Origin of the sequence: Microlunatus antarcticus, assembly GCF_014193425.1 — a bacterium.
GTDB lineage: Bacteria > Actinomycetota > Actinomycetes > Propionibacteriales > Propionibacteriaceae > Microlunatus > Microlunatus antarcticus.
On record NZ_JACHZG010000001.1, the window covers coordinates 643,623 to 658,937 of the forward strand.

Here is a 15,315-nt window from a genome sequence, read left to right on the forward strand (position 1 = left end):
CAGGCACCGGCGCCTGGTCCGGCGGCGGTCGTCTTCAGGCGCTCGTGCGCGCGGTCCCTCTCACCCCAACCGCTCGTCGACGTAGCACCAACGCCAGTCCTCGCCGGGCTCGAAGCTGCGCATGACCTTGTGCTTCTCGGCGTGGAAGTGCTTGTCGGCGTGGCGGCCGACGGAGGAGTCGCAGCAGCCGACGTTGCCGCAGGCCAGGCAGATCCGCAGGTGCACGGGGGTGGTGCCCTCGCGGACGCAGTCCAGGCAGCGCCCGTCACCGATGGGCTCGACCTCGGTCGGGGCGTCCTCGAGGTGCTGGCACGGACCGATGGGGTCGACCGGCGTCCGGACCTCGTCGTCGGCCTCGTCGATCTCGTCGGCGCGCTCGCCGGAGATCGTCAGCATCGACTCTTCGATGTCGAACGAGTCGAGGACCTCCTCGACGACCTCGTGGTCGACCGTGCCGTTGGACCGCACCTTGAGGACGGCGTCGCGCTGGACCTGGAGGGTCTGCAGCCGCAGCCGGCGGTAGGCCTCGGCCGGCGTCTCGCGGTTGCTGTGGTCGCCGAGGCGCTCCCAGAGCCGCTCGGGCCCGGCGTTGAGACGGTCCCGGACGCGGGTCACGACCTCGGGGTTGTCGGCGGACCCGCTGAGGTCTTCGAGCGCCTTGAGGGCCGCGGTGGTCGAGGTGGTGAGCACGGTCGCGGCCTGGAGCGCGTCGGAGCGTGCGTCGGGCCCCCGCAGGCGGAGCTTGCGGACCAGCGGCGGCAGGGTCAGGCCCTGGAGCAGCAGCGTGCTGAAGGTGACGACCATCGCCGCGAAGATCAGCACCGGGCGGATCTCGTGGGTGAACTCGTTGTCCGGGATCAGCAGCACCGCGGCCAGCGTGACGACGCCGCGCAGGCCGGCCCAGCCGACCACGAGCGTGGCCTGCCACGGGACCTTCACCTCGTCGTCGTCGTTGTCGCGACGGCGTCGGAAGAGCGAGATCCGCATGAGGAACACCCAGGCCATGCGCAGCACGACGACCGTGGCCAGGACGGCGAGGCAGAAGCCGGCGATCTGGCCGCCCGACAGCGGCGAGGCGCCAAGGGCGAGGACGGTACGGCGGGCCTGGAGCCCGATCAGCAGGAACACGGTGTTCTCGAGCAGGAACTGGATCGTGCCCCAGTTGACGCGCTCGTTCAGCCGGCTCTGACCGCTCTGGATGATCTGCGACTTGTGCCCGAGCAGCAGCCCGGCGGTGACGACGGCGATGACACCGGAGCCGTGGGACTCGTGGTAGCCGAGCTCCTCCGCGGGCAGGTAGGCGGCGAACGGGACCATGAAGGAGATCGCGGTGTCGTAGACCGGCCGGCGCACCCGCACCCGGATCAGCGCCGCCAGCAGGCCGACGGCCAGGCCCACGGCGACGCCGCCCACGAGGGCGATGAGGAAGCCGAGACCCGCGTCGGCGATCGAGAACGTGCCGCCGATGGCGGCGATGGCCACCCGCAGGCAGGTGATGGCGGTCGCGTCGTTGACCAGCGACTCGCCCTCGAGGATCGTCACCACGCGCCGGGGCAGGCCGACGCTGCGGGCGATCGAGGTGGCGGCGACAGCGTCCGGCGGTGCGACGACCGCGCCCAGGGCCAGCGCGATCGGAAAGCTCACGGGCAGCAGCCACCAGGTGACCAGACCGACCCCGAGGGCGGTGATGACCACGAGCAGGACCGACAGGTACGCGATCGGGCGCAGGTTGTGCCGGAAGTCGATGATCGAGGTCCGGATCGCCGCCGAGTAGAGCAGCGGCGGCAGGAAGCCGAGGAGCACGACCTCGCTGGTCAGCACCGGCTCGTCGATGAACGGGATGTACGACGCGCCCACCCCGACGAGGAGCAGCAGGAGCGGCGCGGAGAAGCGCAGCCGGTCGGCCAGGCCGCTGACCGCGACCACCACGGCCGCGATCCCGAGCACCTCCAGAGCGATCTCCACGGGCACATGCTGTCAGGGGGACCAAGGGCGGTGGGACCATCGAGGGGTGAGCGGACAGACCGAGTCGGGAACGCCGTTCTCCGACGTCTACGGCCCGGGGGACCCCGAGGGCTTCGACCCGGCCGTCGCGCTGGGCGGGCCGGGGGCGTTCCCGTACACGCGCGGCGTGCACCCGGGCATGTACACGTCACGGCCCTGGACGATGCGCCAGTACGCGGGCTTCGGCACGGCGGCGGAGTCGAACGCGCGCTACCTCGAGCTGATCGCGCACGGCACGGCCGGGCTGTCGGTCGCCTTCGACCTGCCCACGCAGATGGGGATGGACTCCGACGCCGCGCTGGCCGCGGGGGAGGTCGGCAAGGTCGGCGTCGCGATCGACACGGTCGACGACATGCGGGTGCTCTTCGCCGGGATCGACCTCGCGAAGGTCTCCACGTCGATGACCATCAACGCGCCGGCCGCCGTGCTCCTGCTGCTCTACCAGCTGGTCGCGGAGGAGAACGGGATCGACCCCGCGCTGCTCACGGGCACGATCCAGAACGACGTGCTCAAGGAGTACATCGCCCGCGGCACGTACATCTACCCGCCGCAGGCGTCGTTGCGCTTGGTGGGGGACACGTTCGCCTACTGCGCGCAGGCGCTGCCGCGGTGGAACACGATCTCGATCTCCGGCTACCACATGGCCGAGGCCGGGGCGACGCCCGCGCAGGAGATCGCCTTCACCCTGGCCAACGGGATCGCCTACGTCGAGGCCGCGCTGGCGGCCGGGCTGGAGGTCGACCAGTTCGCGCCGCGGCTGTCCTTCTTCTTCGTCTCCCGCACGACGGTGCTGGAGGAGGTCGCCAAGTTCCGGGCCGCGCGCCGGATCTGGGCGCACGTGATGCGCGACCGCTTCGGCGCGACGAACCCCCGGTCGCAGATGCTGCGCTTCCACACCCAGACCGCCGGGGTGCAGCTGACCGCCCAGCAGCCGGAGCTCAACCTCGTGCGCGTGGCCGTGCAGGCCATGGCCGCGGTGCTGGGCGGCACGCAGTCGCTGCACACGAACTCGTTCGACGAGGCGCTCGCGCTGCCCACCCCGAAGGCCGCGCGGCTCGCGCTGCGCACCCAGCAGGTGCTGGCGTACGAGACGGATCTCACGAACACGGTCGACCCCTTCGCCGGCTCGTACGTCGTGGAGTCGCTCACCGACGACGTCGAGGCGGCCGCGCTCGCGCTGATGAAGGCGGTCGAGGACCGCGGCGGCGCGGTGGCCGGCATCGAGCAGGGCTTCCAGAAGGGCGAGATCGAGAGCTCCGCGTACGCGATCGCCCAGCAGATCGACGACGGCGAGCGGGTGGTCGTCGGGGTCAACCGCTTCACCCTCGACGAGGACGAGCCGTACGACCTCGTCCGCATGGACCCGGCCCTCGAGGCCGCGCAGATCGCCCGCGTCTCCCGCATCCGGGCGGGCCGCGACGACGTCCGCGTGCGGGCCGCGCTGGAGCAGCTGAAGGCCGCGGCGCGCGGTTCCGCGAACGTCCTCCCGCCGATGAAGCAGGCCCTCTCGCTCCGCGCCACCGTCGGCGAGGTCAGCGACGCCCTCCGCGACGTCTGGGGCGTGTACCGCCCGTCGGAGCACTTCTGAGTCTTCTGTCCTCGCCCGCTCGGACGCGGATCGCGCTCTGACCCGACGCTTTCGTCGTCGCGCGTGACGACGGAGAGACGTGTCGTCACGCGCTCCTCCTCAACGCGTCGGCGCGCGATCCGGCGCGGGTCAGGTCGTGACCGGCGCCCCTTCCCTGTACCCGGGAGCGCGGGACGGGTATGCCGCGCGACCGGGCGGGGCGCCTACAGACCCACCCGCTCCAGGGCCTCGTCGTACAGCTCCAGCGCGTCCTCGCTCGTCGCGCCGGCGGCGACGGCCTCGGTGTAGACGGCCTCCAGCGTCGGGGCCACCTCGGCGTAGCGGGCGTCCCAGCGCTCGGAGTCGAGGCGCCAGTAGCCGAGGAGGGTGCAGCGCGCCACCGGCATCCCGCGCTCGTGGCGCAGGTGCTTGCGGACGGCGCGCGAGGCGCTCGCCTCGGCGGCGAACCAGACGTAGCCCGGGGCGTCCGGCGTCACGAGCCGGGCCACCGTCTCGGCCAGCCGGCTCGGGCCGGAGTCGTTCCCGGAACCCTCCAGCCACGTCCACGTCACGTCCCCGGCGGTCGGGACCTCGATCCGGTCCGCCGCCTCCGGCACCTCGGCCAGGACGTACGCCCGGGTGCCGGCCGGCAGCTCCTCGACGGCCCGCGCCAGGGCAGGCAGCCCGGCCAGGTCGGCGACCAGCAGCTGCCAGGTCGCGTCGGCCGGCGGCCGGTACCAGCCCATCGCCTCGGTCAGGTAGATCACGTCGCCCGGCTCCGCCTTCTGGGCCCAGGTCGAGGCGATGCCGCCCTCGTGGACGACGAAGTCGACCCACATCCGCCCGGTGTCGGCGTCCCAGCGCCGGACCGTGTAGCTGCGCATCGGCGGCTGGTCGTCGGGGTCGGGGTAGTCCTGCGTCCCGTCCGGCATCGTGACCGGGCGGGCGACCTCGCGCGACCCGGGGGCGGGCAGGACGAGGACCAGGCGCTCGTCGGGCACGCCGCTGGACTCCCACGTCCGCAGGCCGTCACCGCCCAGCTCGACGCGGACCAGGTGCGGGGTGAGCCGGCGCGTGGCGAGCACCTCCGCGCGGTGGTAGACGTCGTAGTAGCCCACGGTGCTCCTGCTCCTCGGGGGACCGGTGGCGCGGTCGCCGCCGGTCGAGTTAGGAGAGCCTAACCTTGCGAACGGTCCCGGTCCACGGACCGGCGGTTCCCGTCTGGTTACGGGTCGTCCCAACTCACCCGCGGCCCGGACGGCGCGTGACAGACTGCACGGCGATGTCTGCTCCCGTCGACGACCATGTGCGCCGTGCCCGGATCGTCGCCGAGGTCGACGCCCTGCACGAGCGGCTGATCGCCATCCGCCGTGACCTCCACGCCCACCCCGAGGTCGGCAACGCCGAGCACCGCACCACCGCGCGGGTGGTGGAGGTCCTCGAGTCCGTGGGTCTGGTCGCCAAGATCCTGCCGATCGGCACCGGCGCGTGGTGCGACGTGCTCCCGTACGGCTACGACGAGAGCGAGGGGCTGGTCGGGCTGCGCGCCGACCTCGACGCCCTCCCGATCCCCGACGGCAGCGCCGTCGACTTCGCCTCCAAGGTGCCCGGCGTCGCCCACGCCTGCGGGCACGACGTCCACACGACGATCGTCCTCGGCGTCGGGATGGTGCTGGCCCGGCTGCGCGAGGAGGGCCTGCTGACCCGCGGCGTACGGCTGATCTTCCAGCCGGCCGAGGAGACGAGCCCCGGCGGCGCGGTCGACGCGATCGACGGCGGCGTCCTCACCGACGTCACCGAGGTCTACGCGCTCCACTGCGACCCGCGGACGGACGCCGGCCAGATCGCCCTCAAGGTCGGCCCGGTCACCTCGGCGGTCAGCCAGATCGGCGTCACGCTCAACGGCACCGGCGGCCACACCTCACGCCCGCACCTCACGCAGGACGTCGTCGCCGCCCTCGGCGTGCTCGTCACGCAGCTGCAGCTGGTCTTCGCGCGCCGGGTCGACCCGCGCAGCGGCGTCTCGATGATGTGGGGCAAGGTCACCGCCGGCTCGGCCCCCAACGCGATCCCCAGCAGCGGCCAGGCCCTCGGGACGCTCCGGGCGCTGGACCTCCCGGGCTGGGAGCAGGCCAAGGCGCTGCTGCCCGAGCTGGTGGGCCAGCTCGTCGCCCCGTTCGGCGTCGAGGCCCGCGTCGCGATCAACGAGGGCACGCCGCCCGCCGTGAACGCGCAGTCCGGCGTCGACCGGCTGGCCGCCGCCGGCGAGGCGATGCTCGGCCCGGACGGCGTCACCGCGACCGAGCAGTCGCTCGGGGGCGAGGACTTCAGCTGGATGCTCCTGCAGGTGCCCGGCGCCATGGCCCGCCTCGGTGTGCGCACCGCCGGGAGCGCCACCTGGCCCGACATCCACCACCCGAGCTTCCGCGTCGACGAGAGCTGCATCGCCGTCGGGGTCAAGGTGCTGGCCGACCTGGCCAGCAGCCACGGCGTCGAGGCCACGCCCACGCCCCTGGTGCCGCCCGCGTCGTGACCGGATGGTGACCCTCACGGTTCGAGGTCGGGGGGTCGCGAGCCGCTAGAGTGCTCTTCGCCGGGGGTCGACCCTGGTGACGCGAGGTTTCCTCGCCGTGGCCACTGCCGGCCGCATGATCTCTTGACCGAGCGCCCGCACGCAGCACCCGAACGAGGAGACCCACCCGTGAAGAAGACCCTGACCCTGGTGGGCGTGCTGGCGACGTCCGCCGCCCTGGCCCTGTCCGGCTGCGCGCAGGCCCCCGGCACCGATCCGGGCGCCTCGGCCGCGCCGAGCGGTGCGGCCTCGTCCGGCGGGACCGACGCCGCGGGCTTCAAGGCCTGCATGGTGTCCGACTCGGGCGGCTTCGACGACAAGTCGTTCAACCAGACCGCGTACAAGGGCCTCACCGACGCAAAGACCATGCTCGGCATCGAGACCGGCCAGGTCGAGTCGAACGCCGCCGCCGACTACGCCAAGAACGTCCAGTCGATGGTCGACGCGAAGTGCAACATCATCGTCACCGTCGGCTTCGCGCTGAGCGACGACACCCTGGCCTCCGCCAAGGCCAACCCGAGCATCAAGTACGCGATCGTCGACAACAACGACCCGACGACCTACCCGGCCGCCACGAACCTCAAGCCGCTGGTCTTCAACACCGCGCAGTCCAGCTTCCTCGCCGGCTACCTCGCCGCGGGCATGAGCCAGACCAAGAAGGTCGCCACCTTCGGCGGGCAGAAGTTCCCGACCGTCACGATCTTCATGGACGGCTTCGCCCAGGGCGTGGAGTACTACAACACCCAGAAGAAGGCCGACGTCCAGGTCCTCGGCTGGGACTCGGCCAAGCAGGACGGCCAGTTCGTCGGCAGCTTCGAGGACCAGAAGGGCGGCCAGCGCGTCGCCCAGGGCCTCATCAGCCAGGGGGCCGACATCGTCCTCCCGGTCGCGGGTCCCGCGGGCCTCGGCGCCCTCCAGGCCACCAAGGCCAGCGGCGGCAAGGCCAACGCGATCTGGGTCGACACCGACGGCTGCGTGAGCGCCGAGACCTACTGCTCGAGCATCATCACGAGCGTCACCAAGGGCCTCGACGTCTCGGTCACCGACGCGATCAAGGCGGCCAAGGACGGCTCGTTCGACAACAAGCCGTACGTCGGCACGCTGGAGAACGACGGGACCGGCCTCGCACCGTACCACGACTTCGACGCCAAGGTCCCGGCCGAGCTGAAGACCGAGGTCGACGCCCTCAAGGCCGACATCGTCGCGGGCAAGATCACCATCGAGTCCAAGTCGCAGCCCACCTCCTGAGGTGACTGCTTCCTCCTCCGAGGTCGTGGACCCCGCACCGCCGCCCGCCACCGGGCTGGCGCTGCGGGGCATCACCAAGCGCTTCGGCTCGCTGGTGGCCAACGACGGCGTCGACCTCGACATCGTGCCGGGCGAGATCCACTGCCTGCTCGGGGAGAACGGCGCCGGCAAGTCGACGCTGATGAACGTCCTCTACGGGCTGCTGAGCCCCGACGAGGGCCAGATCTTCGTCGACGGCTCGCCGGTGGTGATCCGCAACCCGAAGGAGGCCATCGCCGACGGGATCGGCATGGTCCACCAGCACTTCATGCTGGTCGAGGTCTTCACCGTCGCGGAGAACCTGGTGCTCGGACGCGAGGGCGGCATCGGCCTGAGCATGGGCCGCGCCCGCCGTACGGTGCGCCAGCTGTCCGAGCGCTACCGCTTCGACGTCGACCCCGACGCGGTGGTCGAGGACCTGCCCGTCGGGGTCCAGCAGCGGGTGGAGATCCTCAAGGCCCTCGCCAACGACGCGCGGTTCCTGATCTTCGACGAGCCCACCGCGGTGCTGACGCCGCAGGAGATCGACGAGCTGATCGACGTCATGCGTGCGCTGCGCGACGAGGGCAAGGCCGTCGTCTTCATCACCCACAAGCTCCGCGAGGTCCGCGAGATCGCGGACAAGATCACCGTCATCCGGCGCGGTGCGGTGGTCGGCACCGCCAGCCCCGAGGACTCCGAGGCCCGCCTCGCCGAGCTCATGGTCGGCCGCGCGGTCAACCTGGTCGTCGACAAGGAGCCCGCGCAGCCCAGCGCTGCGGCCCGGCTCCAGCTGTCCGGCGTCTCCGTCGCCAACGCCGCGGGCCAGGTCGTCGTCGACGACCTCGACCTCGACGTGCACGGCGGCGAGATCGTCTGCGTCGCGGGCGTCCAGGGCAACGGGCAGAGCGAGCTCGCCGACGCCCTGCTCGGCACCCTGCCCGTCACCTCCGGCTCGATCACCCTGGACGGCAGACCGATCAGCGGGCGTACGCCGAAGGAGATCATCGACGCCGGCCTCGGCTTCGTGCCCGAGGACCGCCAGCACGACGGCTTCGTCGGCAGCTTCACCGTCGCCGAGAACCTCGTCCTCAACACCTACGACGAGGCCCCGTACGCCCACGGCATCCGTCTGGACCTCGGCCGGATCCGCGACAACGCCGACGAGCGGGTGGGGGAGTTCGACATCCGGACGCAGACCATCGACACCCCCGTCAGCTCGCTGTCGGGCGGCAACCAGCAGAAGGTCGTCCTCGCCCGGGAGCTGTCCCGGCCCCTGGCCGCGCTCGTCGCGAGCCAGCCGACCCGCGGCGTCGACGTCGGCGCGATCGAGTTCCTGCACTCGCGCCTGGTCGCCGAGCGCGACCGCGGCACCGCGGTCCTCATCGTCTCCACCGAGCTCGACGAGGTCGCCGCGCTCGCCGACCGTGTGGCCGTCATGTACCGCGGCCGCATCGTCGGCGTCGTCCCCCCGGACACCTCGCGGGAGGTCCTCGGCCTGATGATGGCGGGCGTGCCCGCCGACGAGGCCCTCGCCACGGCGTCTCCCGGGCGCACGTCTCCCCAACCCGTCGAAGGGCAGCGATGAGCACCACCACGGCCCCGAGGCCCACGGCGCCGAGACCCGCACCGCGTCCGCGGCCGCGCAAGCCGTTCCCGTGGACCGACGTGGTCACCACCGTCGCCGCGTTCGTGCTCGCGTTCCTCGTCGGCGCCGTGCTGATGATCGTGTCCGACACCGAGGTGCGCTCGAAGTTCACCTACTTCTTCGCGCGACCCTCGGACGCCGTCGTCGCGTCGCTCGACAAGGTCGGGGGCGCGTACGGGGCCCTCGTCGCCGGGTCCGTCGGCGGCTACGGGCCGATCACCGAGACGACCGCGCAGGCCGCACCGCTGATCTGCGCCGGGCTCGGCGTCGCGCTCGCCTTCCGGGCGGGGCTGTTCAACATCGGCGCCCAGGGCCAGGCGATCATCGGCTCGATCTTCGCCGCGTACGTCGGCTTCAGCTTTCACCTGCCGCCGGGGATCCACCTCCTGGTCGCGGTGGTCTTCGGGCTCCTCGGGGGTGCGATCTGGGGCGGGCTGGTCGGCTGGCTCAAGGCCGGGGCCGGGGCGCACGAGGTGATCGTCACGATCATGCTCAACTACGTCGCCGCCGGGCTGCTCGACTACCTCCTCACCACCACCGTGTTCCAGCGCCCGGGCCGGACCGACCCGATCTCGCCGATCGTCGACTTCAGCGCCACCTTCCCGCGCCTGGTCGGGGGCCAGCTCCACCTCGGCTTCGGCCTGGCGATCCTGGCCGCCGTCTTCGTCTGGTGGTTCCTGGAGCGGTCCACGACCGGCTTCGCCATCCGCGCGGTCGGGGCCAACCCGCACGCCGCGGCCACGGCGGGCATGAGCGTCGCGCGGACCACGATCATCACGATGGCCGTCGCCGGTGGCCTCGCGGGCCTCGCCGGCGTCCAGGCAGCCCTCGGCCCGTCCGCGTCGGGGCTGCCCGTGCCGCTCTCGGCCGGCATCGTCGGCTCGATCGGCTTCGACGCCATCACCGTCGCCCTGCTCGGCCGGTCCACGCCGCTCGGCACCGTGCTGGCCGGGCTGCTCTTCGGGGCCCTGCACGCCGGTGGCCTGGCCATGCAGAGCGTCGCGCAGACGCCACTCACCCTGACCACGGCGCTGCAGGCGCTGATCGTCCTCTTCGTCGCCGCCCCCGCGCTGGTCACGAAGCTGATCCCGTTCGTCCGGACCCGCAAGGCCCACGCGTCCGGTCCCGTGCCCGAGGGAGGCCTCGCGTGACCGCCCTCGACCCCGCCCCGCGGACGGACGCCGCGTCCTCGACCGCCCTCCCGTCCGCCGAGGTCGTCGAGTCGGGCGAGAAGCGGCGCCAGCGGCTCTCCACCGGCGTGCTCATCGGCGTCGTCGGGGTGCTGCTGCTGATCGCGCTGGGCTCGACGCGGGGGGAGGCGCGCTTCGCCCTGTCCGACGCCTTCGACGAGGTCCAGCTGCCGACCGTCCCGCTGCCCGGCGTCGCGACGGTCGTCGTCTGCGCGGTGCTGTGCCTCGCCGCGGCGGCCGCGTTCCTCAGCGGCCGGGTCCGCGGTCGGTGGGCCGTCATCGCCGCCGTCGTCGCGGGCGTCGCCGTCCTGCTCGGCTTCCTGACCTGGGCGGCCGCCGGACGGGACCTGCCGTTCCCGGTGAGCAACCAGTTCGCCGGCACCCTGTCGCTGGCCACGCCGCTGGTCTTCGGCGCCCTGTGCGGCGTGCTCTGCGAGCGGGCCGGCGTGGTGAACGTGAGCATCGAGGGCCAGTTCCTCGCCGCCGCCTTCGCAGCCGCCGTCGTCGGCAGCATCACCCAGTCCGTGCCCGCCGCGATGATCGCCGCGGTCGTCGCCGGGCTGGCCATGGCCGCCCTGCTGGCGCTGTTCTCGATCAACTACCTGGTCAACCAGGTCGTCCTCGGCGTCGTGCTCAACCTGCTCGCCGTCGGCGTCACGGGCTTCCTCTTCGACCAGCTCGTGCAGCCAGCGTCCAGCACGTACAACAACGCCCCGGTCCTGGAGCCCATCGCGATCCCCGGGCTCTCGTCGATCCCGTTCTTCGGCCGGGTGCTCTTCGACCAGAACGTCCTCGCCTACCTCGCGATCATCGCCGTCGTCGTGGTCTGGGTCCTGCTCTACCGCACGACCTGGGGCCTGCGGGTCCGGTCGGTGGGGGAGCACCCGCAGGCCGCGGACACGGTCGGGATCAGCGTCCGCGGCGTCCGCTGGTCGGCGGTGCTGGCGGGTGGCGTGCTCGCCGGGCTGGGCGGCTCGTTCTTCACCCTGGCCTCGACGGGGCAGTTCACCAAGGAGTTCACGGTCGGCAACGGGTTCATCGCCCTCGCCGCCCTGATCATGGGCCGCTGGCGGCCGGTGCTGGCGACGATCATGTGCCTGTTCTTCGGCTTCGTGACCCAGATGGCCTCGCAGCTGCAGACCCTCAGCACCCCGATGCCGAGCCAGCTGCTGCTCGTCCTGCCCTACATCGCCACGATCATCGCCGTCGCCGGGCTGGTGGGTCGCGTACGCCCGCCCGCGGCCGACGGAGTCCCCTATGAGAAGTGACGAGATCGACTGGGACCTCCTGCGGGCGCGGGCGGTCGAGATGATGGAGCGGGCGTACGCGCCGTACTCGGGCTACCCGGTCGGTGCGGCCGCGCTCGTCGACGACGGTCGGCTCGTCGGCGGCTGCAACGTCGAGAACGCCGCGTACGGGGTCACGCTCTGCGCCGAGTGCGGGCTCGTCTCCGACCTCGTCTCCGGCGGCGGGGGGCGGCTCGTCGCGTTCAGCTGCTGCGACGCCAACGGCGAGCGCCTGATGCCGTGCGGCCGGTGCCGTCAGCTCCTGTGGGAGCACGGCGGCGCCGAGCTGCTCGTCGACACCCCGGCTGGCGTCCTGCCCATGACCGAGGTCCTCCCGCAGGCCTTCGGGACGGAGGACCTGGCCAAGGTCGGTCCGCGAGAGACTGACCCACATGCCTGAGCTCGATGTCGAACGCCTCCGCGCGCTGCCCAAGGTCTCGCTCCACGACCACCTCGACGGCGGCGTGCGCGCCGCGACCGTCCTGGAGCTGTCCGCCGAGGTCGGGCACGAGCTGCCGCCGGCCGCGGCCGCCGGTGCGGAGGCCCTCGGGCGCTGGTTCGTCGAGGCCGCCGACTCCGGCTCGCTGGTCCGCTACCTCGAGACCTTCGAGCACACCGTCGCGGTCATGCAGACGCGGGAGAACCTGCGCCGCGTCGCCCGGGAGTTCGTCGAGGACCTCGCCTCCGACGGTGTCGTCTACGGCGAGACGCGCTGGGCGCCCGAGCAGCACACGCAGCAGGGGCTGACCCAGGCCGAGGCCGTCGCCGCCGTGTCGGAGGGTCTCCGCGACGGGATCGAGGCGAGCCGGGCCCGGGGCCGCACGATCGTCGTCCGCCAGCTGCTCACCTCGATGCGTCACGTGGAGCCCAACCTCACCGCCGCCGACCTGGTCCTGGCCGACCGGAGCGGGACGGTCGCGGGCTTCGACATCGCGGGCGCCGAGGACGGCTTCCCGCCCGAGCGCTTCCTCGCCTCGTTCGTCCACCTCCGCACGCACGGCTGGCCGTACACGATCCACGCCGGCGAGGCCGCCGGCGTCGACTCGATCGCCGGCGCCGTCCTCGCCTGCGGCGCCAACCGGGTGGGGCACGGGGTGCGGATCGTCGAGGACATCACCGGCCTGGACGGGGACGCCGCGCTCGGGTCGGTCGCTGCGTACGTCCGCGACCGCCGGGTCCCGCTCGAGCTGTGCCCGTCGTCGAACGTCCAGACGGGCGCCGTGCCCTCGGTGGCCGCCCACCCGATCGCCCGTCTCGACGAGCTCGGGTTCCTGGTCACCGTCAACTGCGACAACCAGCTGATGAGCGGCACGACCCTGACCCGCGAGATGGGCCTGCTGGTCAGCGAGCTGGGCTACGACCTCGCCGGCCTGCGCCGCCTGACCCTCAATGCCGCCGAGAGCGTCTTCTGGTCCTACCCCGAGCGCCGTCGCCTCATCGAGGACGTGATCCTCCCGGCCTACGGGTGAGCCGGGCCCCGCGCATCGCTCCCTACCGGGTGTCGTACCGGCTCGCGCTCGGGCCGGACGGATCGGTCTACCGCGTACGGGACGTGACCACCGAGCAGCCCCACCTGCTCGTCGTGTCCGCCGAGGACGAGCGCACGGCGACCGACCGGGTGGCTGCGCGGCTCGCCGGGCTCGACCCGGACCTCGTGGTCCGCACGGGCGCCGGCGAGCAGCTCTGGGCCGTGCTGCTGCCGGAGCAGGAGCAGCGGGCGGTGGAGCTCGTGGGTCTCGGCGGCGTCCCGCGGCAGAACTGGCTGACCGACGGGCGGGGCTGGCCGTCACGGCACACGCGGTCCTGGTCGCTGGTCGTCCTCCGCACGGTCCTGGCCCTCGTGGTGCTCGGCGTGCTCCTCTGGGTCGGGCACCTGCTGCGGACCTAGCCCGGTCTCTCGGACCGTGGGCCCTGGGTCCCGAGCCTCAGGCCACGCCGGTGCGCAGCAGGTCGACGAACACCGCGGACGTGGTCTCCACCTGCGCCACCGGGACGTTCTCGTCCGGGCCGTGCGCGAGGCGGACGTCGCCGGGGCCGTAGTGCAGCGTCGGGACGCCGGCCCCGTTGTAGAGGCGGAGGTCGCTGCCCCACGGCGCGCCCAGCACCCCCGGGACCTCACCGCCCGTCACCGCCGCGTGCGCCGCGCCGACCTGGGCCGCGAACGGGTGCCCCGTCGGCAGGTGACCGCCCGCGAACCGGCCGCCCGGCCACGTGACCACCGGCGGGTGGTCGCGCAGGTACGGGTGCTCGTCCGCCGCCTCGGCGACCGCGGCCTCCAGCTCCGCCCTTGCCGCCGCCGGGTCCTCCTCGACCCGGAGGCCGTAGCGGCCCTCCGCGACCAGGCGGTCGGGCACGCTGCTGGCCCAGTCGCCGGCCTGCAGCCGTCCGACCGAGAGCGGGTAGGGCACGGGCAGGTGGTCCAGCAGCGGCTCGCGGACGCGGTTGCGCCGCTCGGACAGCCGGGCCAGCGCAGCGTGGAGCGGCAGGTAGGCGTCGATCGCCGACACCCCGGCGTACGCGGTGCTGCCGTGGGTGGCGAGGCCCGGCACCTCGAGGCGGAACGTGAGCGACCCGGCGTTCGCCGTCACGAGCCCGAGGTCGGTCGGCTCGGGGATCACGCACGCCCGGCCGCTGTGACCGCGGACCAGGGTCGCGTACGCGCCCAGCCCGCCGTCCTCCTCGCCGACCACGCAGTGCACCGCGAACGGCGGCACCCCGGCGACGTCGGGTCCCAGCGCCGCGACCGCGCCGAGGACGGCGGCGAGCCCGCCCTTCATGTCGCACGCGCCGCGGCCCACGAGGCGGCCGGCGGAGACGACCGGCGCGTACGGCGCCCCGCTCCAGGCGGTCAGGTCGCCGGGCGGCACCACGTCGACGTGGCTGGACAGCACGAGCCCGACGTCCTCGCCGGGCTGGTTGACCGCGACGAGCCCCCACGCCTCGGACCGGTCGACCTCCTCGCCGGGGTAGCCCGGGTCTGAGCGCAGCGCGTCGAGGTCGAGCGGCCAGAGGTCGACGGTCAGCCCGAGGTCGCCCAGCCGCTCTGCGAGCAGGTGCTGGATCCCCACCTCGTCCGCGGAACCACCCTCGCTCGGCACGGCGACCAGGTCGCGCAGGATCCCCTCGACGGGTGGTGGGAGCGGCACGGTCCGATCATGGCGGACGACGATGAGCATCCGTCACCGAGTACGGGGCCTGATCCGCATCGTTCCGCCCGAAGGGCGTCAGCCCATCGACTTCTGGCCGTCGATCGTCTCGCGCAGGATGTCGGCGTGGCCGGCGTGCTGGGCGATCTCGGCCACCAGGTGGATGAACACGCGCCGGTTGCTCCAGACCTCGTCCGGCGGGAACCACGGCGCCTGCGGCAGCGGGTGCGTCTCGTCCAGGTCGACCTCGCGCACGAGGGCGTCGGTCCGCGCGGCCACCGCGTCCCACGCGGCGATCGCGCCCGCGAGCGTCTCGTCGGGCAGCAGGCGGAACCCGTCCTTGAACGCCTCGAACAGCGCCGGGTCCGGGTTCTCCCAGTCGATCTCCTGGCCACCCTGCGGACCGTGCTCGACGAAGTCCAGCCACTGCGCCACGGTGGCCGTGACGTGCTTGACCAGGCCGCCGAGGCTCAGCGCGCTCACGGTCGGGGTCAGCCGGGCCTGCTCGTCGTCCAGCCCCTGCACCGTGACCAGGAACAGGCCGCGGTGCTTCGTGAGGACGGCGACGATCTCGTCGCGCTCGGTGCTGCTCATCTGCGTCTCCTTCGGGCTCGATCAGGACGAGACCCACGCTAG

General features: G+C 72.9%; 13 protein-coding genes. 9 read left to right on the forward strand and 4 right to left on the reverse strand.

Annotation, left to right across the window (positions count from 1 at the left end):
- Positions 1-60: 60 nt before the first annotated feature.
- Positions 61-1,965 (reverse strand): Na+/H+ antiporter, encoded by a 1,905-nt coding sequence (locus FHX39_RS02945; protein WP_183336668.1) that lies wholly within the window; start codon positions 1,963-1,965, stop codon positions 61-63.
- Between the two features lie 46 nt (positions 1,966-2,011).
- On the opposite strand from FHX39_RS02945, the gene FHX39_RS02950 reads away from it, so the two are divergent.
- Positions 2,012-3,592, forward strand: a complete 1,581-nt coding sequence (locus tag FHX39_RS02950) for an acyl-CoA mutase large subunit family protein (RefSeq protein ID WP_183336669.1) — start codon at positions 2,012-2,014, stop codon at positions 3,590-3,592.
- Between the two features lie 203 nt (positions 3,593-3,795).
- Here the strand turns inward: FHX39_RS02950 and FHX39_RS02955 are convergent, their stop codons facing one another.
- On the reverse strand, positions 3,796-4,689 hold the full coding sequence (locus FHX39_RS02955; protein WP_183336670.1) for a siderophore-interacting protein: 894 nt from the start codon (positions 4,687-4,689) through the stop codon (positions 3,796-3,798).
- Between the two features lie 164 nt (positions 4,690-4,853).
- Between FHX39_RS02955 and FHX39_RS02960 the strand changes: the two genes are divergently transcribed.
- The 8 genes from FHX39_RS02960 to FHX39_RS02995 all read left to right on the forward strand — a co-directional run bounded on the left by FHX39_RS02960 (position 4,854) and on the right by FHX39_RS02995 (position 13,421).
- Complete coding sequence (locus FHX39_RS02960; RefSeq protein ID WP_183336671.1) at positions 4,854-6,104, forward strand: amidohydrolase; 1,251 nt, start codon at positions 4,854-4,856, stop codon at positions 6,102-6,104.
- A 168-nt stretch (positions 6,105-6,272) separates the two neighbouring features.
- Positions 6,273-7,391 (forward strand): BMP family lipoprotein, encoded by a 1,119-nt coding sequence (locus FHX39_RS02965; RefSeq protein WP_183336673.1) that lies wholly within the window; start codon positions 6,273-6,275, stop codon positions 7,389-7,391.
- Between the two features lies 1 nt (position 7,392).
- Complete coding sequence (locus tag FHX39_RS02970; RefSeq protein ID WP_183336675.1) at positions 7,393-8,997, forward strand: ABC transporter ATP-binding protein; 1,605 nt, start codon at positions 7,393-7,395, stop codon at positions 8,995-8,997.
- Complete coding sequence (locus FHX39_RS02975) at positions 8,994-10,208, forward strand: ABC transporter permease (RefSeq protein ID WP_183336677.1); 1,215 nt, start codon at positions 8,994-8,996, stop codon at positions 10,206-10,208. Before FHX39_RS02970 ends, FHX39_RS02975 begins: the two co-directional genes overlap by 4 nt.
- Positions 10,205-11,515, forward strand: a complete 1,311-nt coding sequence (locus FHX39_RS02980) for an ABC transporter permease (RefSeq protein WP_183336678.1) — start codon at positions 10,205-10,207, stop codon at positions 11,513-11,515. Before FHX39_RS02975 ends, FHX39_RS02980 begins: the two co-directional genes overlap by 4 nt.
- Positions 11,505-11,933, forward strand: a complete 429-nt coding sequence (locus FHX39_RS02985; RefSeq protein ID WP_183336680.1) for a cytidine deaminase — start codon at positions 11,505-11,507, stop codon at positions 11,931-11,933. Before FHX39_RS02980 ends, FHX39_RS02985 begins: the two co-directional genes overlap by 11 nt.
- Positions 11,926-13,002, forward strand: a complete 1,077-nt coding sequence (locus FHX39_RS02990; protein ID WP_183336683.1) for an adenosine deaminase — start codon at positions 11,926-11,928, stop codon at positions 13,000-13,002. The genes FHX39_RS02985 and FHX39_RS02990 overlap by 8 nt, the downstream gene beginning before the upstream one ends.
- Positions 12,999-13,421: a hypothetical protein gene (locus FHX39_RS02995; protein ID WP_183336685.1), complete on the forward strand. Its 423-nt coding sequence runs from the start codon at positions 12,999-13,001 to the stop codon at positions 13,419-13,421. Before FHX39_RS02990 ends, FHX39_RS02995 begins: the two co-directional genes overlap by 4 nt.
- Positions 13,422-13,458: 37 nt before the next feature.
- Here FHX39_RS02995 and FHX39_RS03000 read toward each other — a convergent pair whose 3' ends face one another.
- On the reverse strand, positions 13,459-14,679 hold the full coding sequence (locus FHX39_RS03000) for an ArgE/DapE family deacylase (RefSeq protein WP_198423241.1): 1,221 nt from the start codon (positions 14,677-14,679) through the stop codon (positions 13,459-13,461).
- 78 nt (positions 14,680-14,757) lie between these two features.
- Positions 14,758-15,273: a DinB family protein gene (locus tag FHX39_RS03005; protein ID WP_183336689.1), complete on the reverse strand. Its 516-nt coding sequence runs from the start codon at positions 15,271-15,273 to the stop codon at positions 14,758-14,760.
- Positions 15,274-15,315 lie beyond the last annotated feature (42 nt).

Bases quoted from the DNA above. Each gene is read 5' to 3' on its own strand.
- FHX39_RS02975 (WP_183336677.1), top strand. From the start codon at position 8,994: ATGAGCACCACCACGGCCCCGAGGCCCACGGCGCCGAGACCCGCACCG.
- FHX39_RS03005 (WP_183336689.1), bottom strand. From the start codon at position 15,273: ATGAGCAGCACCGAGCGCGACGAGATCGTCGCCGTCCTCACGAAGCAC.
- FHX39_RS02990 (WP_183336683.1), top strand. From the start codon at position 11,926: ATGCCTGAGCTCGATGTCGAACGCCTCCGCGCGCTGCCCAAGGTCTCG.
- FHX39_RS02960 (WP_183336671.1), top strand. From the start codon at position 4,854: ATGTCTGCTCCCGTCGACGACCATGTGCGCCGTGCCCGGATCGTCGCC.
- FHX39_RS02985 (WP_183336680.1), top strand. From the start codon at position 11,505: ATGAGAAGTGACGAGATCGACTGGGACCTCCTGCGGGCGCGGGCGGTC.